Genomic DNA, 17,256 nt, shown 5'->3' on the forward strand with positions numbered 1-17,256 from the left:
TCACCTCGCTCAGGAAGACTTCCTCACACGGAGATACCACTCGCACAGCAGCCTGACCTGCTTTTCCGTGTAGCCCTTCTCCACCATCCGGTCGACGAAGCTCTGGTGTTTCGACTTGTCCTCGGCCGAGGCCTTGGCGTTGAACGAAATCACCGGCAGCAGGTCTTCCGTGTTCGAGAACATCTTTTTCTCGATCACTTCGCGCAGCTTTTCATAGCTGGTCCAGTTCGGATTGCGGCCGCTGTTGTTGGCGCGCGCCCGCAGCACGAAGTTCACGATCTCGTTACGGAAGTCCTTGGGATTGGCAATGCCTGCGGGCTTCTCGATCTTCTCCAGCTCATCGTTCAGCGCGCTGCGGTCGAAGCTTTCGCCGGTTTCAGGATCGCGGAACTCCTCGTCCTGGATCCAGCAGTCGGCAAACGTGACGTAGCGGTCAAAGATGTTCTGGCCGTATTCGGAGTAGGACTCCAGGTAAGCGGTCTGGATCTCCTTGCCGATGAACTCCGCGTAACGCGGCGCCAGGAAGCCCTTGATGAACTCCAGATAGCGCCGGCGGATTTCGTCGGGATAGTCTTCACGGCCGATGCGCTGCTCCAGCACGTACATCAGGTGCACCGGATTGGCCGCCACTTCGGTCTGGTCGTAGTTGAAGACGCTGGACAGGATCTTGTACGCGAAACGCGTGGAGACGCCGGTCATGCCTTCATCCGTGCCCGCGTAGTCCTTGTATTCCTGCAGCGCCTTGGCTTTGGGATCGACGTCCTTCAGGCTTTCGCCGTCGTAGACCCGCAGCTTGGAATAGATGCTGGAATTCTCGGGTTCCTTCAGGCGTGTCAGCACCGAGAACTGCGCCATCATGTCCAGCGTTCCGGGCGCGCACGGCGCTTCGGACAGCGAGCTGTGATGCAGCAGTTTTTCGTAGATGCGGACCTCTTCGGACACCTGCAAGCAGTAAGGCACCTTGACGATATAGATACGGTCAAGGAACGCCTCGTTGTGCTTGTTGTTGCGGAAGGTCTGCCATTCCGATTCGTTCGAGTGGGCCAGGATCGTGCCGTTGAACGGGATGGCCGAGAAGCCTTCCGTGCCCTTGAAGTTGCCTTCCTGGGTAGCCGTCAACAGCGGATGCAGCATCTTGATCGGGGCCTTGAACATTTCCACGAACTCGAGCAGCCCCTGATTCGCCAGGCACAACCCGCCGGAATAGCTGTACGCGTCCGGGTCGTCCTGCGAATGGCGGTCCAGCTTGCGGATATCAACCTTGCCCACCAGCGACGAAATGTCCTGGTTGTTCTCGTCGCCCGGTTCGGTCTTGGCGATGGCGATCTGGCGCAGCACCGACGGGTTCAGGCGCACGACACGGAACTTCGAGATGTCGCCGTCGAACTCCTTCAGGCGCTTGACTGCCCACGGCGACATGATGCCGGTCAGGTAACGCTTGGGGATGCCGTATTCCTTTTCGAGCATGTCGCCGAATCGTTCCGGATGGAACAGCCCGAGCGGCGATTCGTTCACCGGCGATCCCTTCAACGCGTAGATGGGAAAACTTTCCATCAGCGCCTTGAGCCGTTCGGCGATGGACGACTTGCCGCCGCCCACCGGTCCCAGCAGATAGAGGATTTGCTTGCGCTCTTCCAGTCCCTGCGCGGCGTGTTTGAAGAACGCGACGATCTGTCCGATCACGTCCTCCATGCCGTAGAACTCCTGGAACGCGGGATAGCGCCGGATGGTCCGGTTGGAAAACAAACGGGAAAGACGTGGGTCGTTGCGCGTATCCACGATTTCAGGGTCGCCAATCGCGGCCAGCATGCGCTCAGCGGGGCTGGCGTAGGCCATGGGATCGCTCTTGGCGAGGCTCAGATACTCCTCGAGCGAGAGCTCTGATTCCTGCTCTCTTGCATACTGCGACTTGAAGCCTTCGACGATGTTTTGCACGGAAACCTCCTACATACAACACGCGAAAAATTCAATACGTCCCTACATGCCCATTGTGCATCAGCGCCTGCGAATTACTAAACAACTTCGCTGTTGGCGTTTTCGGCAAGTTGTTATGTTGCTTTCGCCACACATCAACCATAAGCACGATCGGACCCTTTGTGTTTAGGCTGCACCCCTTTCGCACTAGTTCCGTCAGGGATTGCAACTAACGTGAGCAAGTTAACTCGTCGTCTCGAGCATAGACCCGCATATAGCGTGCCTGACGCAACCGCACATGAAATGGTCGGCAACGAAACGACGGAATGAGCGATATCCGATGGATTCTTGTTGGCCCGGGATAAACCCGGAGCGTTCGCCATGCGATCGCAGCGAACGGGCTGAACGGCGCTGGGCGACTTCGTTCAGTGGCGTGCCGGTCGGTGTTGAACTGCGCCGATTCGCGGCACGGGAATCCGTGGTGACGAGGGCGCGCAGCGGCTGTGCGGGTGGTCCGTGAGCGCGTAGCGCCAAGTCATGCTGCTTATGCTAAGCCCGTGACTCTTTTGTGGCAATTCATTTTGCGCGAATATTTGCTCGCGTAATCACGCGAAACGCCTTCGTGCGCGGTGTGGTGCACGGTGTGGTGCGCGCCCATCGCGTATGCCGATCCGCACGCATCGATAGGGTGAATCGTGCAGACGCAAGCTGTGCGCGGCTTTCAAACGATTGGCAGCCGAACGCGCGGAGTGCTAACAGCAAATCCGTTACGACAACGTGGGCAACGCCACGCTTTCCATCAAATGCCGCCACGTGCCTGCCACGCGCGCGCGCACAGACAGATCGGCGCCCACGCGCGCGATATCGGTAAATTCGTAGCGCCGCGCGGCGTCCAGGTGTTCGAGCATCGGCAAGCGCACCATGCCCGCCGCGTCGCCCAGCAGCACCGGCGCAAGATACAACAGCAGTTCGTCGACGCAGCCGGCTGACACCAGCGCACCGCTCAGGCCCGCGCCTGCCTCGACGTGAACCTCGTTGAACTGCTGCTCGGCCATCCAGCGCATCATGGCAGGCAGATCGACGCGGCCAGGTTCCGTGCCCGGCAAGCACACCACGCGCGCATTCTTGTCCGCCAGGCGCGCTGCCTTCGCGGCATCTTCGCGCGCGGTGAACACGATGACCTCTGCGCCATCGAACAGCCGCGCGGTCTCCGGGATCTGGAATTGGCCGTCCACGACGGCCTTGCGCGGCTGGCGCGGCGTATCGACGTCGCGCACGTTCAGCTGCGGATCGTCCTTGAGCACGGTGCCCATGCCGGTCAGCACGACGCAGCTGCGCGCCCGCCAGCGGTGTCCGTCGGCCCGTGCTTCCGGTCCGGTGATCCATTGCGACATGCCGTTATGGAGCGCACTGCGGCCGTCCAGCGACGCCGCCATCTTCATCCACACCCACGGCAGGCCGCGGCTCATACGCGAAATGAAGCCGGCGTTCACCGCCAGCGCTTCTTCGCGGCAGACGCCGGTCGTCACCGCGATGCCCGCTTCGCGCAGCCGCGCCAGCCCCTGCCCGTTGACGAGCGGATTCGGATCACCCATGGCGACCACCACGCGCGCCGGCCGCGCCGCCAGCACCGCATCGACGCATGGCGGCGTGCGGCCGAAGTGGCTGCACGGTTCCAGCGTGACGTACAGCGTGGAACCGACGACCGTCTCGCCGCGCGCTTGCGCATCGCGCAGCGCGCAGATTTCCGCGTGCGGGCCGCCCGGCGGCTGCGTCGCGCCTTCGCCCAGCACGCGGCCGTCACGCACGATCACGCAGCCGACCCGAGGGTTGGGTGCGGTGGTGAACATAACGGTGTGCGCCAGCGCCAGGGCGCGTCGCATCCAGAAGAGATCGTCGGAGTCGCGGGTAATGTCCATGCCGAGGATTGTATGTCCGCCGCGCACGAATCTGCCGCGCGGCCCGGGCGCTTTCCGGCTGCCACCCCGCCATGTCCGTTTTGGGCCGCCGGCCGTCTTGGAACGCGCTCGCGGATCCGGCCAATCGGGAGTAAAAATGGCGTCACCCCCACGAATCCATGGCCAGGAGGCCCGGAAATGAAACAGGCACTTATCGTCATCGACGTCCAGGAATCCTTTCGCCAACGTCCGTTTTGGGACGAATCGGAGTATCCGGCGTTCATTTCGCAGATCCAGCCGCTGATCGACGCCGCCGCCGCGAAGGACATGCCGGTCTTGCAGGTATTCCACACCAGCCCCGCCGACGACCCTGCCAATCCGTTTTCGCTCGCCTCCGGCCACGTCAGGACGCTCAAGGAATTGCGAATTTCTCCCACGGCGGTATTTCATAAGACAGTGCATTCGTCGCTGTACGCCAAGGACGAGCACGGCGCCTCGTTGCACGATTGGCTGCTCAAACACGGCATCGAAGGCATCATCGTGGTCGGCATCCGCACGGAACAATGCTGCGAAACGACGTCGCGCCATGCCAGCGACGCCGGCTTCAAGGTGGTGTTTCCCACCGACGCCACGCTGACCTTTGCCATGCAAAGCCCGTCCGGCAGGAACTACACGCCGGCCGAGATCCGCGACCGGACCGAGCTGGTCCTGCAGGGCCGCTTTGCCCGCATCGTGCGCGCGGCCGACGCGCTGGCCGCGTAGCGTCCGGCGGGAGGCGCAGATGATCCCGGTGTATTTCGTCGTGCCGCGGGGCATCGTCCTGCTGGACCTCGCGGGTCCGGCGGAAGCCTTCCGCGTGGCCAACAAGCTGTGTCCGGGCACGTTCGCGCAGCATTTCTGCGGCCCTTCCCGCGACGTCGAAAGCGGCATTCCGGGCCTGCACCTGGCGCACGTGCAACCGCTGCCGGCTGCCGTGCTCCGCAATGCGCTGGTCATCATCTCGGGCGTGGTGGGCAAACACACGCGCCTGGAAGACGACAATGCGCGCGCCATCGTCGACTGGCTGGCGGTTCGCCATCCGGCCGACGGCTTCACGTTGATGACGGTCTGCGCTGGCGCGCTGTTCGCGGCCGCGGCCGGCCTGACGCGGCAGCGCGAGTGCACCACGCATCACACCTGTCTGGAACAGCTTGCCGCGTTGGATCCCACTGCCCGCGTGCTGGACAACCGCATCTTCGTCGAGGACGGTAACCTAGTCAGCAGCGCGGGCATCACGGCCGGGATCGATCTGGCATTGCACATGGTGTCGCGCCATTGCGGCCCGCGCGCGGCCAGCGAGGCGGCGCGCGACATGGTCGTCTACCAGCGCCGGGCGGGCTCGGATTCCGCGTTGTCGCCCTGGCTGGACCATCGCAGCCATATGCACCCTGGCGTGCACCGGGTCCAGGATGCCGTCATCCGCGATCCGGCTGCGCCCTGGTCGGCCCAATCGTTGGCAGATCAGGCGCACACCAGCGCCCGCCATCTGACGCGCCTCTTTCGTGAACACGCCGGCTGCACGCCGATGGACTACCTGTATCAGATCCGCGTGGCGCTGGCGCGCGACTTGTTGCGCGACACCCGGCTGGACCTGGAGCGCGTGGCGGAAAAGTCCGGATTCGGGTCGGCGCAACACATGCGCCGGGTATGGCGCAAGTTTCAGCCCCTGACGCCAAGCCTGATGCGGGGGGAGTTCACGCCTGGAGATGCCCTGCGCCGGACGCCAATGCAATGAACGGCGCCCCAGGCGCCGTTCATGATCGGTCAGGCCGCGCCGTGCGGCGCTAGTCCTTGCGCAGCTTGCCGGGCAGCAGCGGCCCCTGCATCTCGCGGATCGCCTCGACGAACTCGCCGATGTCCTCGAAGCTCTTGTAGACCGAGGCAAAGCGCACGTAGGCCACTTTGTCGAGCTTGCGCAGTTCGTTCATGACCAGTTCGCCGATGTGTTCGGACGGCACTTCGCGCTGGCCGCTGGCCAGCAGTTGTTCCTCGATGCGCGCGACGGCCGCATCCACGTCCTCCGTGCTGACGGGGCGCTTGCGCAGGGCCAGGCTCAGGCTGGCGCGCAGCTTGACCGGATCGTATTCGCTGCGGCTGCCATTGCGCTTGACGATCGAAGGCATGGCGAGCTCCACCCGTTCATAGGTGGTGAACCGCTTGTCACAGGACAGGCAACGGCGGCGACGGCGAATGGCGTCGCCCTCTTCGGAGACCCGGCTGTCGACGACCTGCGTTTCGGCATTGCCGCAAAATGGACACCGCATGTGTGATCCCTAAAGGCGCTGGACGCAAAAATTGAGCATATTGTAACGACGGGCACGATGCAAAGCGTCATTAGGGACGAATCCGGCGCGGCCGCCGTATTGCCCCCCCTCGTGCGGCAGGATGCCCCCCTACCCGCTCAGAAAGATTAAGGGACGGCGCCTTGCGGCGCCGTCCCTTGGTATGGTTTTGCCCGGAAGCGGCCAGGCCGCGTCCGGGGCACCTGCTTACTTCTTGCCGTACACCGGCAGACGCGAGGTCAGTTCATTGACCTTGGCGCGCACGGCGGCGATGTTCGCTTCGTCGCGCGGGTTGTCCAGCACGTCGGCGATCAGGTTGGCGGTCAGCTCGGCGTCGGCTTCGGTGAAACCGCGGGTGGTCATGGCCGGCGTGCCCAGGCGGATGCCGCTGGTCACGAAGGGCTTTTCCGGGTCGTTCGGGATGGCGTTCTTGTTCACCGTGATGTGGGCCTGGCCCAGCACCGCTTCGGCTTCCTTGCCCGTGATGCCCTTGGAACGCAGGTCCACCAGCATGACGTGGCTTTCGGTACGGCCCGAGACAATGCGCAGGCCACGCTTGACCAGCGTGTCGGCCAGCACCTTGGCGTTCTTGACCACTTGCTGCGCGTAGTCCTTGAACGAGGGTTCCAGCGCTTCCTTGAAGGCCACGGCCTTGCCGGCGATGACGTGCATCAGCGGACCGCCCTGGATGCCGGGGAAGATTGCCGAGTTGATGATCTTCTCGTGCTCGGCCTTCATCATGATGACGCCGCCGCGCGGGCCGCGCAGCGACTTGTGCGTGGTCGAGGTGACGAAGTCGGCATGCGGAACCGGGTTGGGATAGGCGCCGCCGGCGACCAGACCCGCGTAGTGGGCGATGTCGACCATGAACAGCGCGCCGTTTTCACGGGCGATGCGGGCCATGCGTTCGAAGTCGATATGCAGGGCATAGGCCGATGCGCCCGCCACGATCAGCTTGGGCTTGTGTTCCTTGGCCAGCTGTTCGACCTGCTCGTAGTTCAGGACTTCGTTTTCATCCAGGCCGTACGAAATGAAGTTGTACAGCTTGCCCGACGCGTTGACCGACGCGCCGTGCGTCAGGTGACCGCCTTCGGCCAGGCTCATGCCCAGCACGGTGTCGCCCGGCTTGAGCACGGCCATGTATACGCCCTGGTTCGCCTGCGAGCCGGAGTTGGGCTGCACGTTGGCGGCCTCGGCGCCGAAGATCTGCTTCAGGCGGTCGATGGCCAGTTGCTCGACCACGTCCACGTATTCGCAACCACCGTAGTAGCGCTTGCCCGGGTAGCCTTCGGCGTACTTGTTCGTGAGCTGCGTGCCTTGCGCTTCCATGACGGCCGGGCTGGCGTAGTTCTCCGAAGCGATCAGCTCGATGTGCTGCTCTTGGCGCTGATCTTCCTTCTGGATGGCGGCCCAAACGTCCGGGTCAGCCTTGGACAAGGTGAGGTTGCGGTCAAACATGACGGGGGTTTCCTGAGGCGGTAAAAGGAAAAAACGAGAGAGAAGAAAACGGCGTCGGGCGGGTAAACCCGCAGAATGCTGAGTAGTTTACCCCGTCAAGCGGGATCATTTGCGCTCAAAACGGCCCGAACCGGCCCAATTTCCGGCGGACGGGCGCGAAAACCACGGCATCGCCGCGGGTCGGGAAACGGCTCTCATGACGACTTGAGAAAGATTCATGCAAAGGGCGCGGGCAATAAAAAGGGCCGCGCTTGGCGGCCCTGCGTACATGGCGGTGTCGATCAGGCCGACGTGGCCCCGATTTGCTTGGGCGCCAGCGCCGGATTGAGCGTATAGGTGCCGGTCAGCGACGCTTGCGCGAGCACATGCTTCTGAATGGCCCGCAGTGCGTCTTCGCCGTTGAAAGAGCCCTGCAAGTTCAGGCTGGGCACGTCCAGGGCGTACAGCGTAAAGATGTAGCGATGGACCAGGGCATCATTCCAGGGCGGGCACGGACCGTCGTAGCCGAAGTACTCGCCGCTCATGTCGTGGTCATTGGCGAACCACGACGAATAGGAATTGATGCCTTGGCGCGCGTCCATGGGGGCCAACGGGCCGCCCTTGCCGCGCGGCGTGATGCCGTTGGAAAACGCGCCTTCGTCGATCTCGCGCAGGTCGGCCGGCAAATCGACCAGCACCCAATGGAAGAAGTCGACACGAGCGAGGTCGGCGGGCACTTCGCGGCCTTCCTGGTTGACGTCGTCAGGACGCGAGGGCACATCGGGATCGTGGCAGATCAGTGCAAACGACTGCGTGCCCGCGGGGACGTCGTCCCAGGAGAATTGCGGGTTGCAGTTGTCTGCCAGCGCGACGTGCGATTGCGCATCGATCTTGCCGAAAGCATAGCGTTCGGGAATCGACTCGTGATCGGAAAAAGACAAACTCGAAAGTTCCATGTCGTGCTCCTTTAAATGCCGCAAAGGCGCCAGGCGTTTGTATGTACCCTGAGCGTATCAAAACTTCGCATTTACGGGTTCAAGTTAACACGCGCAAACTTGCGCTTGCCCACCTGAACGACGTAAGTCCCGGCCGGCAATTGCAACGATTTGTCTTCTACGCGATCGCCGTTGACGCGCACGCCGCCTTGCTCGACGTTGCGCTGCGCTTCCGAGCCGGAAGCGACCAGCCCCGCTTCACGCAACAGCTTCAGGATGCCCACCGGCGCGCCGCCGATGTTGACTTCGGGCATGTCGTCAGGGATGGCGCCGTCGCGGAACCGTGCCTCAAACGAGGCCAGCGCGTCGTCCGCCGCCTTGGCCGAATGGAACCGCGCGATGATTTCCTGGGCCAGCATGACCTTGGCGTCGCGCGGATTGCGGCCGCCGTCGATCTCCTGCTTGAGCGACGCGATGTCCTCCAGCGAGCGGAAGGACAGCAGCTCGAAGTAGCGCCACATCAGCGTGTCGGAAATCGACATGAGCTTGCCGAACATGGAATCGGGCGACTCCGAAATGCCGATGTAGTTGCCCTTGGACTTGGACATCTTCTCTACGCCGTCCGTCCCGACCAGGAGCGGCATCGTCAGGATGCACTGCGGCTCCTGTCCATATTCCTTTTGCAGCTCGCGTCCCACCAGCAGGTTGAACTTCTGATCGGTGCCCCCCAGCTCCAGATCGGACTTCAGCGCGACCGAGTCGTAACCCTGCATCAGCGGATACAGGAATTCATGCACCGAGATGGGGATGCCGCCCTTGAAGCGCTTGGTGAAGTCTTCGCGCTCCATCATGCGGGCGACCGTGTAGCGCGACGCCAGCTGGATCATGCCGCGCGCGCCCAGGGGATCGCACCATTCGGAGTTGTAGCGGATCTCGGTGCGGGCCGGATCCAGCACCAGGCTGGCCTGGGCGTAATAGGTCTTGGCGTTAGCCTCGATCTGTTCGCGCGTCAGCGGCGGGCGCGTGCTGTTGCGGCCGCTGGGGTCGCCGATGGTCGAGGTGAAATCGCCGATCAGGAAGATGACGTTGTGCCCCAGGTCCTGCAACTGGCGCATCTTGTTCAGCACCACCGTATGACCCAGGTGAATGTCCGGCGCGGTCGGATCCAGGCCAAGCTTGATGCGCAGCGGCACGCCGGTGGCGCGGCTCTTGGCCAGCTTGCGGGCGAATTCGGACTCGACCAGCAGTTCATCGCAGCCGCGCTTGGCTATACGCAGATCCGCTTCGACTTCGGGGGTGATGGGGGCTTCGGTGGGTGACATGACAGGGGGCCCAAGGCGGCTTCAGCCGACAAAAAGGTGTAAAAAGTGACGAAAACTATCGTAAATTCTAGCCGAATCGGCTAGGATACCGGCCTAATCATACGCAACTGCCATATGTACGCAGGTGCGTTCGCTCTACCATCCCTTGTTCACAAGATGCGCCCCGCGCCAGCCCTTGCCCCGGAAACGTGGCGCGCGAGGGCCGTTCGTGTACCGCACCCTGAGAGTTCAAGCCACCTGAGAGGGTATTTTCACGATGACTCGTGGCCTCCACGAACTGGCGAGTGGCCTCAAGCGCAAAGTCGCTGCCGTATTTGCGCCCGTTGAGCCCAAGCCCCATCGCTCGGGACTTTTCCGCCGCACGCTTCTCGTCACCGCAATTGGTCTGTTCGCAGGCGCCGCCGCTCTCGGCATGGTGCAGCAACCCGACCGCACCGAACTCCCCCCCTCGCGCGTCATCCAGAGCATTCTGCCGCTGACCGCCGAGCAAGTCGAAGTCAGCACCCCCAGCGCCGCCCCCTACATCAGCGAAACCCGGATCCGTCCGGGCGACACGCTGTCGGCAGTGCTGCAGCGCCTGGAACTCGACGCCCCCAACCTGCAATCCTTCCTGACGCACGACGCCAGCGCCCGCAGCATCTACAAGCTGTACCCGGGCCGCTCGGTGCAGGCCGCCACGGACGAACAGGGCAACCTGGTCTGGTTGCGCTACATCCACACTCCCGGCAATGAATCCGACGGCCAGGTCGTGACGCGCATGCTGCACGTGGCCCCGTCCGGCGACAGCTACAAGGCCGAGGAAGTCACCGAAAGCACCGAACGCCAGACCCGCGTCGCAGTCGGCACCATCAAGTCCTCGCTCTTCGGCGCCACGGACTCCGCCGGCATCCCGGACTCGGTCACCATGCAAATGGCCGACATCCTCAGCGCCAAGATCGACTTCCTGCGCGACCTGCGCCAAGGCGATCAATTCCGCGTGGTCTACGAAGTGCGTTCGCACGACGGCCGCTACGCTGGCGCTGGCCGCGTGCTGGCCCTGGAATTCATCAACGGCGGCAAGACCTTCAACGCCGTCTGGTTCAGCCCCGACGAAAAGTCGGGCTCCTATTACGACTTCGACGGCACCAGCCTGCGCGGCGCATTCCTGCGCACTGCCCTGAAGTTCAGCCGCATCAGCTCGACGTTCGGCATGCGCATGCATCCCATCCACAAGACCTGGACGGGACACAAGGGCGTCGACTACGCCGCGCCGTCGGGCACGCCGATCCACTCCACCGCGGACGGCACGGTCGAATTCTCGGGCTGGCAGAACGGCTACGGCAACGTGGTCATCGTCAAGCACCACGGCAAGTATTCGACGCTGTACGCGCACCAGAGCCGCATCGCCGAAGGCGTCACCAAGGGCTCCAAGGTCTCGCAAGGCCAACTGCTTGGCTATGTCGGTTCCACCGGCTGGGCCACCGGACCGCACCTGCACTACGAATTCCGCGTCGACAACCAGCCCATCGACCCGCTGTCGGTGGACCTGCCCGTAGCCCGCGCCCTCGAACCCGCGGAAGTCCGCGCGTTCAACCAGGCGGTCGGACCGTACAAGCAGCAGATCCAGTTGCTGACGCAATTCCAGCAGACGCTGCCTGACGCGCTGACCAACGTGGCCAGCCGCTAAGGCAGGTCCGCACTAAACAGGCCCGCGCGCAGCGGGTGCGGCGGCGGGGCGAAAAGCCCCAGCCGCCTTTTTTATTTGGAGGCGCCCGTGAATGCCACCCTGCCCTTGCAGCAAGACCGTCGCCCGCTCTACATCGGCCTGATGTCGGGCACCAGCGTCGATGGCGTCGACGGCGTGCTGGCCCGCCTCGAAGACGGACAACCGCCGCAGGTGCTGGCCAATGCCAGCCTGCCCATGCCGGAGAATCTGCGCCGGGAGTTGCTGGCACTGAACGTTTCGGGAGGCGACGAGCTTGCCCGCGCCGCGCTCGCGGCCAATGCACTGGCGCGCGTGTATGCCCAGGCCGTGGCAAAGCTGCTTGCGGATGCCGGCGTGGCCGCAGCCGACGTCAGCGCCATTGGGGCACACGGCCAGACCGTGCGGCACCGACCTGACCTGGGCTACACGCTGCAGCTCAACGCGCCTGCCCTGCTGGCGGAACAGACCGGCATTTCGGTGATCGCCGACTTCCGTACGCGCGACGTCGCCGCAGGCGGCCAGGGCGCGCCGCTGGTGCCGCCGTTTCACGCCGCCATCTTCGGCGCCAGCCACGGCCGCGCCGTACTGAACTTGGGCGGCATTGCCAATGTGACACTGCTTGAGCCGGGGCAGCCAGCGCGCGGCTTTGACACCGGTCCAGCCAACGTGTTGCTGGACGGCTGGTGCCAGCGCCATCTGGGCCGACCTTACGACGCCGGCGGCCGCTGGGCCGCGAAGGGACAGGTGCTGGCGCCCCTGCTCGAACAACTGATCGGCAGCGAGCCGTGGTTCGGTTTGCCGCCCCCCAAATCCACGGGCCGCGACCTGTTCAACATGCAGTGGCTGGACGCCCGACTGGCGGAGTTCGACGGTGCCGCGCCTGCCCCTCAAGATGTGCAGGCGACGCTGCAGCGGCTGACCGCCAGGACGGTCGCCGACGCGATCGACCGGGCCGCGGCGGGGACGCAGGAGGTCTTTGTGTGCGGCGGCGGGGCGCACAACGCCGGCCTGATGCAGGAACTGGCGTATTGCCTGCAACGCCCCGTTCGTCCCACCGATGCGCTAGGCGTGCCCGCGCAGCAGGTGGAGGCCTTGGCATTTGCGTGGCTGGCGCATGCGTTCATAAAGGGCAAGCCAGCCGGCCTGCCCAGCGTGACCGGCGCACGCGGCCCGAGGATACTTGGAGCGCTGTATCCGGCTTGAGCTCCGCATCAGGCCCAGGCGGCGATCTGGGCTTGGTGCCAGGCCCACCGTAGGGACGCAGCGCATCGCGCGCAGAATCCCCGCCGCGCGCCAAGCGCCGCCCCAATGCAAAAAGCCCTTCGGAAAACCGAAGGGCTTTTTCCTTTCCTGCCTTGGCGATTACACCGAGAACGAGGAGCCGCAGCCGCAGGTGGTGCTGGCGTTGGGATTGCGGATGACGAACTGCGCGCCTTCCAGGTCTTCCTTGTAGTCGATCTCGGCGCCGACCAGGTATTGGAAGCTCATGGGGTCAACGAGCAATTGCACGCCGTCCTTGTCCAGCACGGTGTCGTCTTCGTTGACGACTTCGTCAAACGTGAAACCGTACTGGAAGCCGGAACAGCCGCCGCCCTGGACGAATACGCGCAGCTTCAGTTCGGGGTTGCCTTCTTCGGCCAACAGGTCTTTCACTTTGGCGGCAGCCGAGTCGGTGAACACCAGGGGAACAGGCGGGGGGGCCTGAAGGTCGACGGTTTCGGTCACTGCATTCATGGTTCACTCCTGGCCGAATCGGCCATATTTCAGTGAGCGGCGTCGCCGCTCGTATGGTGTCACTATAGCGCAGGGCTTGACCAGACTCAAAGTTCCAGTTTGACACTGCGCGATGCGCGGACGGTTTCACCCTCGAGGACGCTAACGGTCACACTTTCGGGGACAAATCCCTCGGGCACGGCCAGGATGCCCTGGCTGCGCTGGTATTGGTCGAACTGCAGGGCAAGCGAGGCGGCGGCCAGGTTTTCGCCCGTGGCCGTGACGGGACCGGTTTCAGCCTTGACTTGCATGGGCGCGAGGTCGACGGTGACGGTTTCGCCCTTGAGCACGCCTGTGGCCTGAAAGCGCAGGGCGCCCGCGAAGGGCGTTCCGCCATTGCGGCCGCTGCGCATCAGCAGCACCTTGTAGCGCAGACCGCCGCCTTCACGGTCGATCTGCACGCCCCGGATGTCCACAGACCCTTCAGGACCGGGCGGCAGCAGTTGCTCATAGAACGCGAGCTGGTCGCGTACGCGGCCGACTTCGGCTTGCGCGGCGTGGAGCTGGGTTTCGAGTTCCTGGCGGGCGGATCGTTCGATGACCAGTTCGCCGTCGGCGGTATCGAGTTGGCCGCGGATGTAACGCAGCTGCGTGGCCTGCTGGCGCATGGCCTCGTCCTGGGCTTCGGCCTGCTGGACGCTGATGACCACGGCGTCCTGCGGACGGTAGAGGTGCCGCGCGTGAAAGAACCCGGCGGCGCCACCCGCCAGCACGCCCAGCAGCAGCATCGCGCAGAGACGCACGATGGCGCCATGACGGGCGCGAGGCGGGGAACTGACTGACGGATCTGCAGGCATAAAGAGCAATATTGGCGGCCCGCCGAGCGGGCCGCCCTGGCCTTACGGCAGGATGGCGACCTGGTCGAGGCCGACCGTTTCGGGGATGCCGAACATGAGGTTCATGTTCTGCACCGCCTGGCCGGCGGCGCCCTTGACCAGATTGTCCTGCACCACCATGACGATCAGCAGGTCGCCGTTGTCCGGGCGGCTGAGCGCGATGCGCAGGTTGTTGGAGCCGCGCACCGAACGCGTTTCGGGATGGCTGCCGGCAGGCATGACGTCCACGAAGGGCTCGTCGGCATAGCGCTGCTCGAACAGCGCCTGGAAGTCGGTGTCGCGCGCTTCGGGCTTGATGCGGGCATAGATGGTGGAGAACATGCCGCGGATCATCGGCACCAGATGCGGCACGAACGTCAGGCCCACCTTGCCGCCGGCCAGCTTTTCGAGCTGGGCGGAGATCTCGGGGTGGTGACGATGGCCGGCCACGCCGTAGGCCTTGAAGTTGTCGGAGGCTTCGGAGAACAGCGAGCCCACTTCTGCCTTGCGGCCCGCGCCGGACACGCCCGACTTGCAGTCGGCGATCAGCGTTTGCGTATCGACCAGCGCCTTGCCGCCTTCAAGCAGCGGCGCCAGGCCCAGCAGCACCGTGGTCGGGTAGCAACCGGGGTTGCCGATGACGCGAGCCTTGGAGATGGCTTCGCGGTTCAGTTCGACCAGGCCGTATTGCGATTCGGCCAGGATGTCCGGGCAGGTATGGGGAATCTTGTACCAGCGCTCGAACGTGGGAATGTCCTGCAGGCGGAAGTCGGCGGCCAGGTCGATGACTCGGGTGCCGGCGGCGATGAGCTCTTGCGCCTGCGCCATGGCCACGCCGTGCGGCGTGGCAAAGAAGACGACGTCGCAGTCGGTCAGCGAGGCCTTTTCCGGGGCCGAGAAGGCAAGCTTCACACGGCCGCGCAGGTTGGGATACATGTCGGCGACGGGCAGGCCGTCTTCCTTGCGGGACGTGATGGCAGTCAGTTCCACGTTGGGATGCTGCGACAGCAAGCGCAGCAGTTCGACGCCGGTATATCCGGTGCCGCCGACGATACCAACCTTGATGCGGGTGTTCGATGCTTGGGCCATGATGGATGCTCTTCGGAGAACGAATGACGATTGTATCGCTCGGGAAACGGCGGATTGCACCGGCGTGCCGGATTTGGCACTGCAAACCTTTTTTCCGACCGGGCGGGTGGCGCGGAGTTCCGCGCGGGGCCGGCGATGACGCATTGCCGGCCCAAAAACAAAAAAGCCCGCCGAAGCGGGCTTTTTTGCAGGGCATTAACGCTTGCTGAACTGCTTGCGACGACGCGCCTTGCGGAAGCCGACCTTCTTACGTTCGACTTCACGGGCATCGCGCGTGACGAAGCCAGCTTGCGACAGCGAGGGCTTCAGCGTGGCGTCGTAATCGATCAGGGCACGCGTGATGCCGTGACGGATTGCGCCGGCTTGGCCGGTTTCGCCGCCGCCGTGCACGTTGACCTTGATGTCAAACGATTCCAGGTGGCCGGTCAGTTCCAGCGGCTGGCGCACGACCATACGGCCGGTTTCACGAGCGAAGAACTCGTCGACGGGCTTGCCGTTGACGACGATCTTGCCAGTGCCCTTCTTGATGAAAACGCGAGCCACCGAAGTTTTGCGACGGCCGGTTCCGTAATTCCAGTTACCGATCATGGCGTTTCCTTAGAGATCCAGCGTCTTGGGCTGCTGGGCGGTATGCGGGTGCTCGGCACCGGCATAGACCTTAAGCTTCTTGATCATGGCGTAGCCCAGAGGACCCTTGGGCAGCATGCCCTTGACGGCCTTCTGAATGGCACGGCCGGGAAAACGCTCTTGCATTTTCTCGAAGTTCGTTTCACGGATACCGCCCGGGTACGTCGTGTGGCGGAAGTACTTCTTGTCCTTCGCCTTGGCACCGGTAACAACGATATCGGACGCGTTGATGATGACGATGTAGTCACCGGTATCAACGTGAGGCGTGAATTCAGGTTTGTGCTTGCCACGCAGACGACGTGCGACTTCGCTGGCCACACGACCGAGGACTTTGCCCTTGGCGTCGATCACAAACCAGTCACGTTGGACTTCATGCGGCTTGGCCACAAAGGTCTTCATGATGGTTCCTAAGAATAAAAATTTGCTCTGGCCGGAACATCCCGCCAGTGTTCTTTCCCAAACTAGGTCGCGTATTGCAGCACTTTGGCCACAAACTGCAGCCCTTAATCGCCCCCCGCCTAAGCGTTATGAATCCGCCCGTGCAAAGGTCAAAATGAGGGAAAGCCTGAAATTCTAACACGGTTGCTCAAAAAATGGGCAAGCGGAAAGAATTCGGGTGACTTGCGGCTGGCCGCCACCAGACGGCAGCCGCAATTTGGATAAGGGGACAAATAATGCCCCCTGCCTCGTCAGGCGCCCAGGTAGGCTTCCAGGACGCGGGGATGGCCCAGCAGTTCGCGGCCGGTGCCCTTCAGCGCCAACGCGCCGTTTTCAAGCACGTAGCCGTGTTGCGCGATCTTCAAGGCCTGGCGCACGTTTTGCTCAACGAGGAACAGCGTGAGGCCGTCGGCATTGATGGCGCGCAGCGAACGGAAGATTTCCTGGACCACGATCGGCGCCAGGCCCATCGACGGTTCGTCCAGCAGCAACAGGCGCGGCTTGGCCATCAAGGCGCGGCCGATGGCCAGCATCTGCTGTTCGCCGCCGGACAGGTTGCCGGCCATGCCATTGATCCGTTCCTTCAGGCGCGGGAACAGGTTGAAGACGTATTCCAGATCGGTGGCGACGTTCTTCAGGCCGCGGCGATAGGCGCCGAGTTCCAGGTTTTCCAGCACCGTCATGGTGGTGAGGATGGCCCGCCCTTCCGGCACCTGCACGATGCCGCGCGCGACCAGCTGGTTCGGCGCGAGGTTGGTGACGTCTTCGCCCTCGAAGAGGATGCGGCCGCGCGCTTTGGGCAAGAGGCCCGACAGCGCCAGCAGCGTGGTCGACTTGCCGGCGCCATTGGCGCCGACCAGGGCGGTGATTTCGTTGGCGTTCAGGTCCAGGTCGATGCCGCGCACGGCTTCGATGTGGCCGTAGTTGACCTCGAGTCCGCGGACTTCCAGCATGGCGCTCATTGTGTAGCCTCCGCGCGTCGCGCTGCGGTATTCGTCTTGGG

At 63.6% G+C, this 17,256-nt stretch carries 16 protein-coding genes; 4 read left to right on the top strand and 12 right to left on the bottom strand.

The window, feature by feature from the left end:
* Positions 1-9: 9 nt before the first annotated feature.
* Both B2W22_RS23355 and ribD read right to left on the bottom strand, forming a co-directional pair.
* Positions 10-1,926: a PrkA family serine protein kinase gene (locus B2W22_RS23355; protein WP_414632016.1), complete on the bottom strand. Its 1,917-nt coding sequence runs from the start codon at positions 1,924-1,926 to the stop codon at positions 10-12.
* 755 nt (positions 1,927-2,681) lie between these two features.
* The gene (gene ribD / locus B2W22_RS23360; RefSeq protein WP_414632017.1) at positions 2,682-3,797 is read right to left on the bottom strand and encodes a bifunctional diaminohydroxyphosphoribosylaminopyrimidine deaminase/5-amino-6-(5-phosphoribosylamino)uracil reductase RibD; all 1,116 of its coding nucleotides are present in this window, start codon (positions 3,795-3,797) and stop codon (positions 2,682-2,684) included.
* Positions 3,798-4,010: 213 nt separating this feature from the next.
* On the opposite strand from ribD, the gene B2W22_RS23365 reads away from it, so the two are divergent.
* Both B2W22_RS23365 and B2W22_RS23370 read left to right on the top strand, forming a co-directional pair.
* Positions 4,011-4,574 (top strand): cysteine hydrolase family protein, encoded by a 564-nt coding sequence (locus B2W22_RS23365; protein WP_175125459.1) that lies wholly within the window; start codon positions 4,011-4,013, stop codon positions 4,572-4,574.
* A 19-nt stretch (positions 4,575-4,593) separates the two neighbouring features.
* The gene (locus B2W22_RS23370) at positions 4,594-5,586 is read left to right on the top strand and encodes a GlxA family transcriptional regulator (protein ID WP_286939704.1); all 993 of its coding nucleotides are present in this window, start codon (positions 4,594-4,596) and stop codon (positions 5,584-5,586) included.
* 49 nt (positions 5,587-5,635) lie between these two features.
* Here B2W22_RS23370 and nrdR read toward each other — a convergent pair whose 3' ends face one another.
* The 4 genes from nrdR to tyrS all read right to left on the bottom strand — a co-directional run bounded on the left by nrdR (position 5,636) and on the right by tyrS (position 9,827).
* Positions 5,636-6,115, bottom strand: coding sequence for a transcriptional regulator NrdR (nrdR, locus tag B2W22_RS23375; protein ID WP_056327845.1), 480 nt, complete (start codon positions 6,113-6,115; stop codon positions 5,636-5,638).
* A 225-nt stretch (positions 6,116-6,340) separates the two neighbouring features.
* Positions 6,341-7,591, bottom strand: coding sequence for a serine hydroxymethyltransferase (gene glyA, locus B2W22_RS23380; RefSeq protein WP_175139111.1), 1,251 nt, complete (start codon positions 7,589-7,591; stop codon positions 6,341-6,343).
* A 281-nt stretch (positions 7,592-7,872) separates the two neighbouring features.
* Entirely contained in the window at positions 7,873-8,526 is a 654-nt protein-coding gene (locus B2W22_RS23385; RefSeq protein ID WP_175125462.1) for a YbhB/YbcL family Raf kinase inhibitor-like protein, read from the bottom strand.
* 71 nt (positions 8,527-8,597) lie between these two features.
* Positions 8,598-9,827 (bottom strand): tyrosine--tRNA ligase, encoded by a 1,230-nt coding sequence (gene tyrS, locus B2W22_RS23390; protein ID WP_175125464.1) that lies wholly within the window; start codon positions 9,825-9,827, stop codon positions 8,598-8,600.
* A 256-nt stretch (positions 9,828-10,083) separates the two neighbouring features.
* On the opposite strand from tyrS, the gene B2W22_RS23395 reads away from it, so the two are divergent.
* Entirely contained in the window at positions 10,084-11,493 is a 1,410-nt protein-coding gene (locus tag B2W22_RS23395) for a M23 family metallopeptidase (protein WP_175125466.1), read from the top strand.
* Positions 11,494-11,580: 87 nt separating this feature from the next.
* A complete protein-coding gene (locus B2W22_RS23400) occupies positions 11,581-12,714 on the top strand; it encodes an anhydro-N-acetylmuramic acid kinase (RefSeq protein WP_286939706.1) in 1,134 nt (377 codons plus the stop codon).
* A gap of 159 nt (positions 12,715-12,873) precedes the next feature.
* Here the strand turns inward: B2W22_RS23400 and erpA are convergent, their stop codons facing one another.
* The 6 genes from erpA to B2W22_RS23430 form a co-directional block, all read right to left on the bottom strand.
* Positions 12,874-13,245, bottom strand: a complete 372-nt coding sequence (erpA, locus tag B2W22_RS23405) for an iron-sulfur cluster insertion protein ErpA (protein ID WP_063951957.1) — start codon at positions 13,243-13,245, stop codon at positions 12,874-12,876.
* A gap of 86 nt (positions 13,246-13,331) precedes the next feature.
* Positions 13,332-14,081, bottom strand: a complete 750-nt coding sequence (locus tag B2W22_RS23410; RefSeq protein WP_175186499.1) for a DUF6776 family protein — start codon at positions 14,079-14,081, stop codon at positions 13,332-13,334.
* Between the two features lie 42 nt (positions 14,082-14,123).
* Positions 14,124-15,188: an N-acetyl-gamma-glutamyl-phosphate reductase gene (gene argC / locus B2W22_RS23415; RefSeq protein WP_175125472.1), complete on the bottom strand. Its 1,065-nt coding sequence runs from the start codon at positions 15,186-15,188 to the stop codon at positions 14,124-14,126.
* Between the two features lie 195 nt (positions 15,189-15,383).
* Positions 15,384-15,776 carry a 30S ribosomal protein S9 gene (gene rpsI / locus B2W22_RS23420; RefSeq protein ID WP_008163098.1) on the bottom strand — a complete coding sequence of 131 codons (393 nt, stop codon included), beginning with the start codon at positions 15,774-15,776 and terminating at the stop codon, positions 15,384-15,386.
* 9 nt (positions 15,777-15,785) lie between these two features.
* On the bottom strand, positions 15,786-16,214 hold the full coding sequence (rplM, locus tag B2W22_RS23425) for a 50S ribosomal protein L13 (RefSeq protein ID WP_056564379.1): 429 nt from the start codon (positions 16,212-16,214) through the stop codon (positions 15,786-15,788).
* A 290-nt stretch (positions 16,215-16,504) separates the two neighbouring features.
* Positions 16,505-17,215, bottom strand: a complete 711-nt coding sequence (locus B2W22_RS23430; RefSeq protein ID WP_175139116.1) for an ABC transporter ATP-binding protein — start codon at positions 17,213-17,215, stop codon at positions 16,505-16,507.
* Positions 17,216-17,256: the final 41 nt, after the last annotated feature.

It is taken from the genome of Achromobacter sp. UBA4530, assembly GCF_002388205.1.
GTDB lineage: Bacteria > Pseudomonadota > Gammaproteobacteria > Burkholderiales > Burkholderiaceae_B > Achromobacter > Achromobacter animicus.

Coding starts and splice junctions, on each gene's coding strand:
- ribD (WP_414632017.1), bottom strand. CDS start 3,797: ATGCGACGCGCCCTGGCGCTGGCGCACACCGTTATGTTCACCACCGCA.
- B2W22_RS23365 (WP_175125459.1), top strand. CDS start 4,011: ATGAAACAGGCACTTATCGTCATCGACGTCCAGGAATCCTTTCGCCAA.
- B2W22_RS23370 (WP_286939704.1), top strand. CDS start 4,594: ATGATCCCGGTGTATTTCGTCGTGCCGCGGGGCATCGTCCTGCTGGAC.
- nrdR (WP_056327845.1), bottom strand. CDS start 6,115: ATGCGGTGTCCATTTTGCGGCAATGCCGAAACGCAGGTCGTCGACAGC.
- glyA (WP_175139111.1), bottom strand. CDS start 7,591: ATGTTTGACCGCAACCTCACCTTGTCCAAGGCTGACCCGGACGTTTGG.
- B2W22_RS23385 (WP_175125462.1), bottom strand. CDS start 8,526: ATGGAACTTTCGAGTTTGTCTTTTTCCGATCACGAGTCGATTCCCGAA.
- tyrS (WP_175125464.1), bottom strand. CDS start 9,827: ATGTCACCCACCGAAGCCCCCATCACCCCCGAAGTCGAAGCGGATCTG.
- B2W22_RS23395 (WP_175125466.1), top strand. CDS start 10,084: ATGACTCGTGGCCTCCACGAACTGGCGAGTGGCCTCAAGCGCAAAGTC.
- erpA (WP_063951957.1), bottom strand. CDS start 13,245: ATGAATGCAGTGACCGAAACCGTCGACCTTCAGGCCCCCCCGCCTGTT.
- B2W22_RS23410 (WP_175186499.1), bottom strand. CDS start 14,081: ATGCCTGCAGATCCGTCAGTCAGTTCCCCGCCTCGCGCCCGTCATGGC.
- argC (WP_175125472.1), bottom strand. CDS start 15,188: ATGGCCCAAGCATCGAACACCCGCATCAAGGTTGGTATCGTCGGCGGC.
- rpsI (WP_008163098.1), bottom strand. CDS start 15,776: ATGATCGGTAACTGGAATTACGGAACCGGCCGTCGCAAAACTTCGGTG.
- rplM (WP_056564379.1), bottom strand. CDS start 16,214: ATGAAGACCTTTGTGGCCAAGCCGCATGAAGTCCAACGTGACTGGTTT.
- B2W22_RS23430 (WP_175139116.1), bottom strand. CDS start 17,215: ATGAGCGCCATGCTGGAAGTCCGCGGACTCGAGGTCAACTACGGCCAC.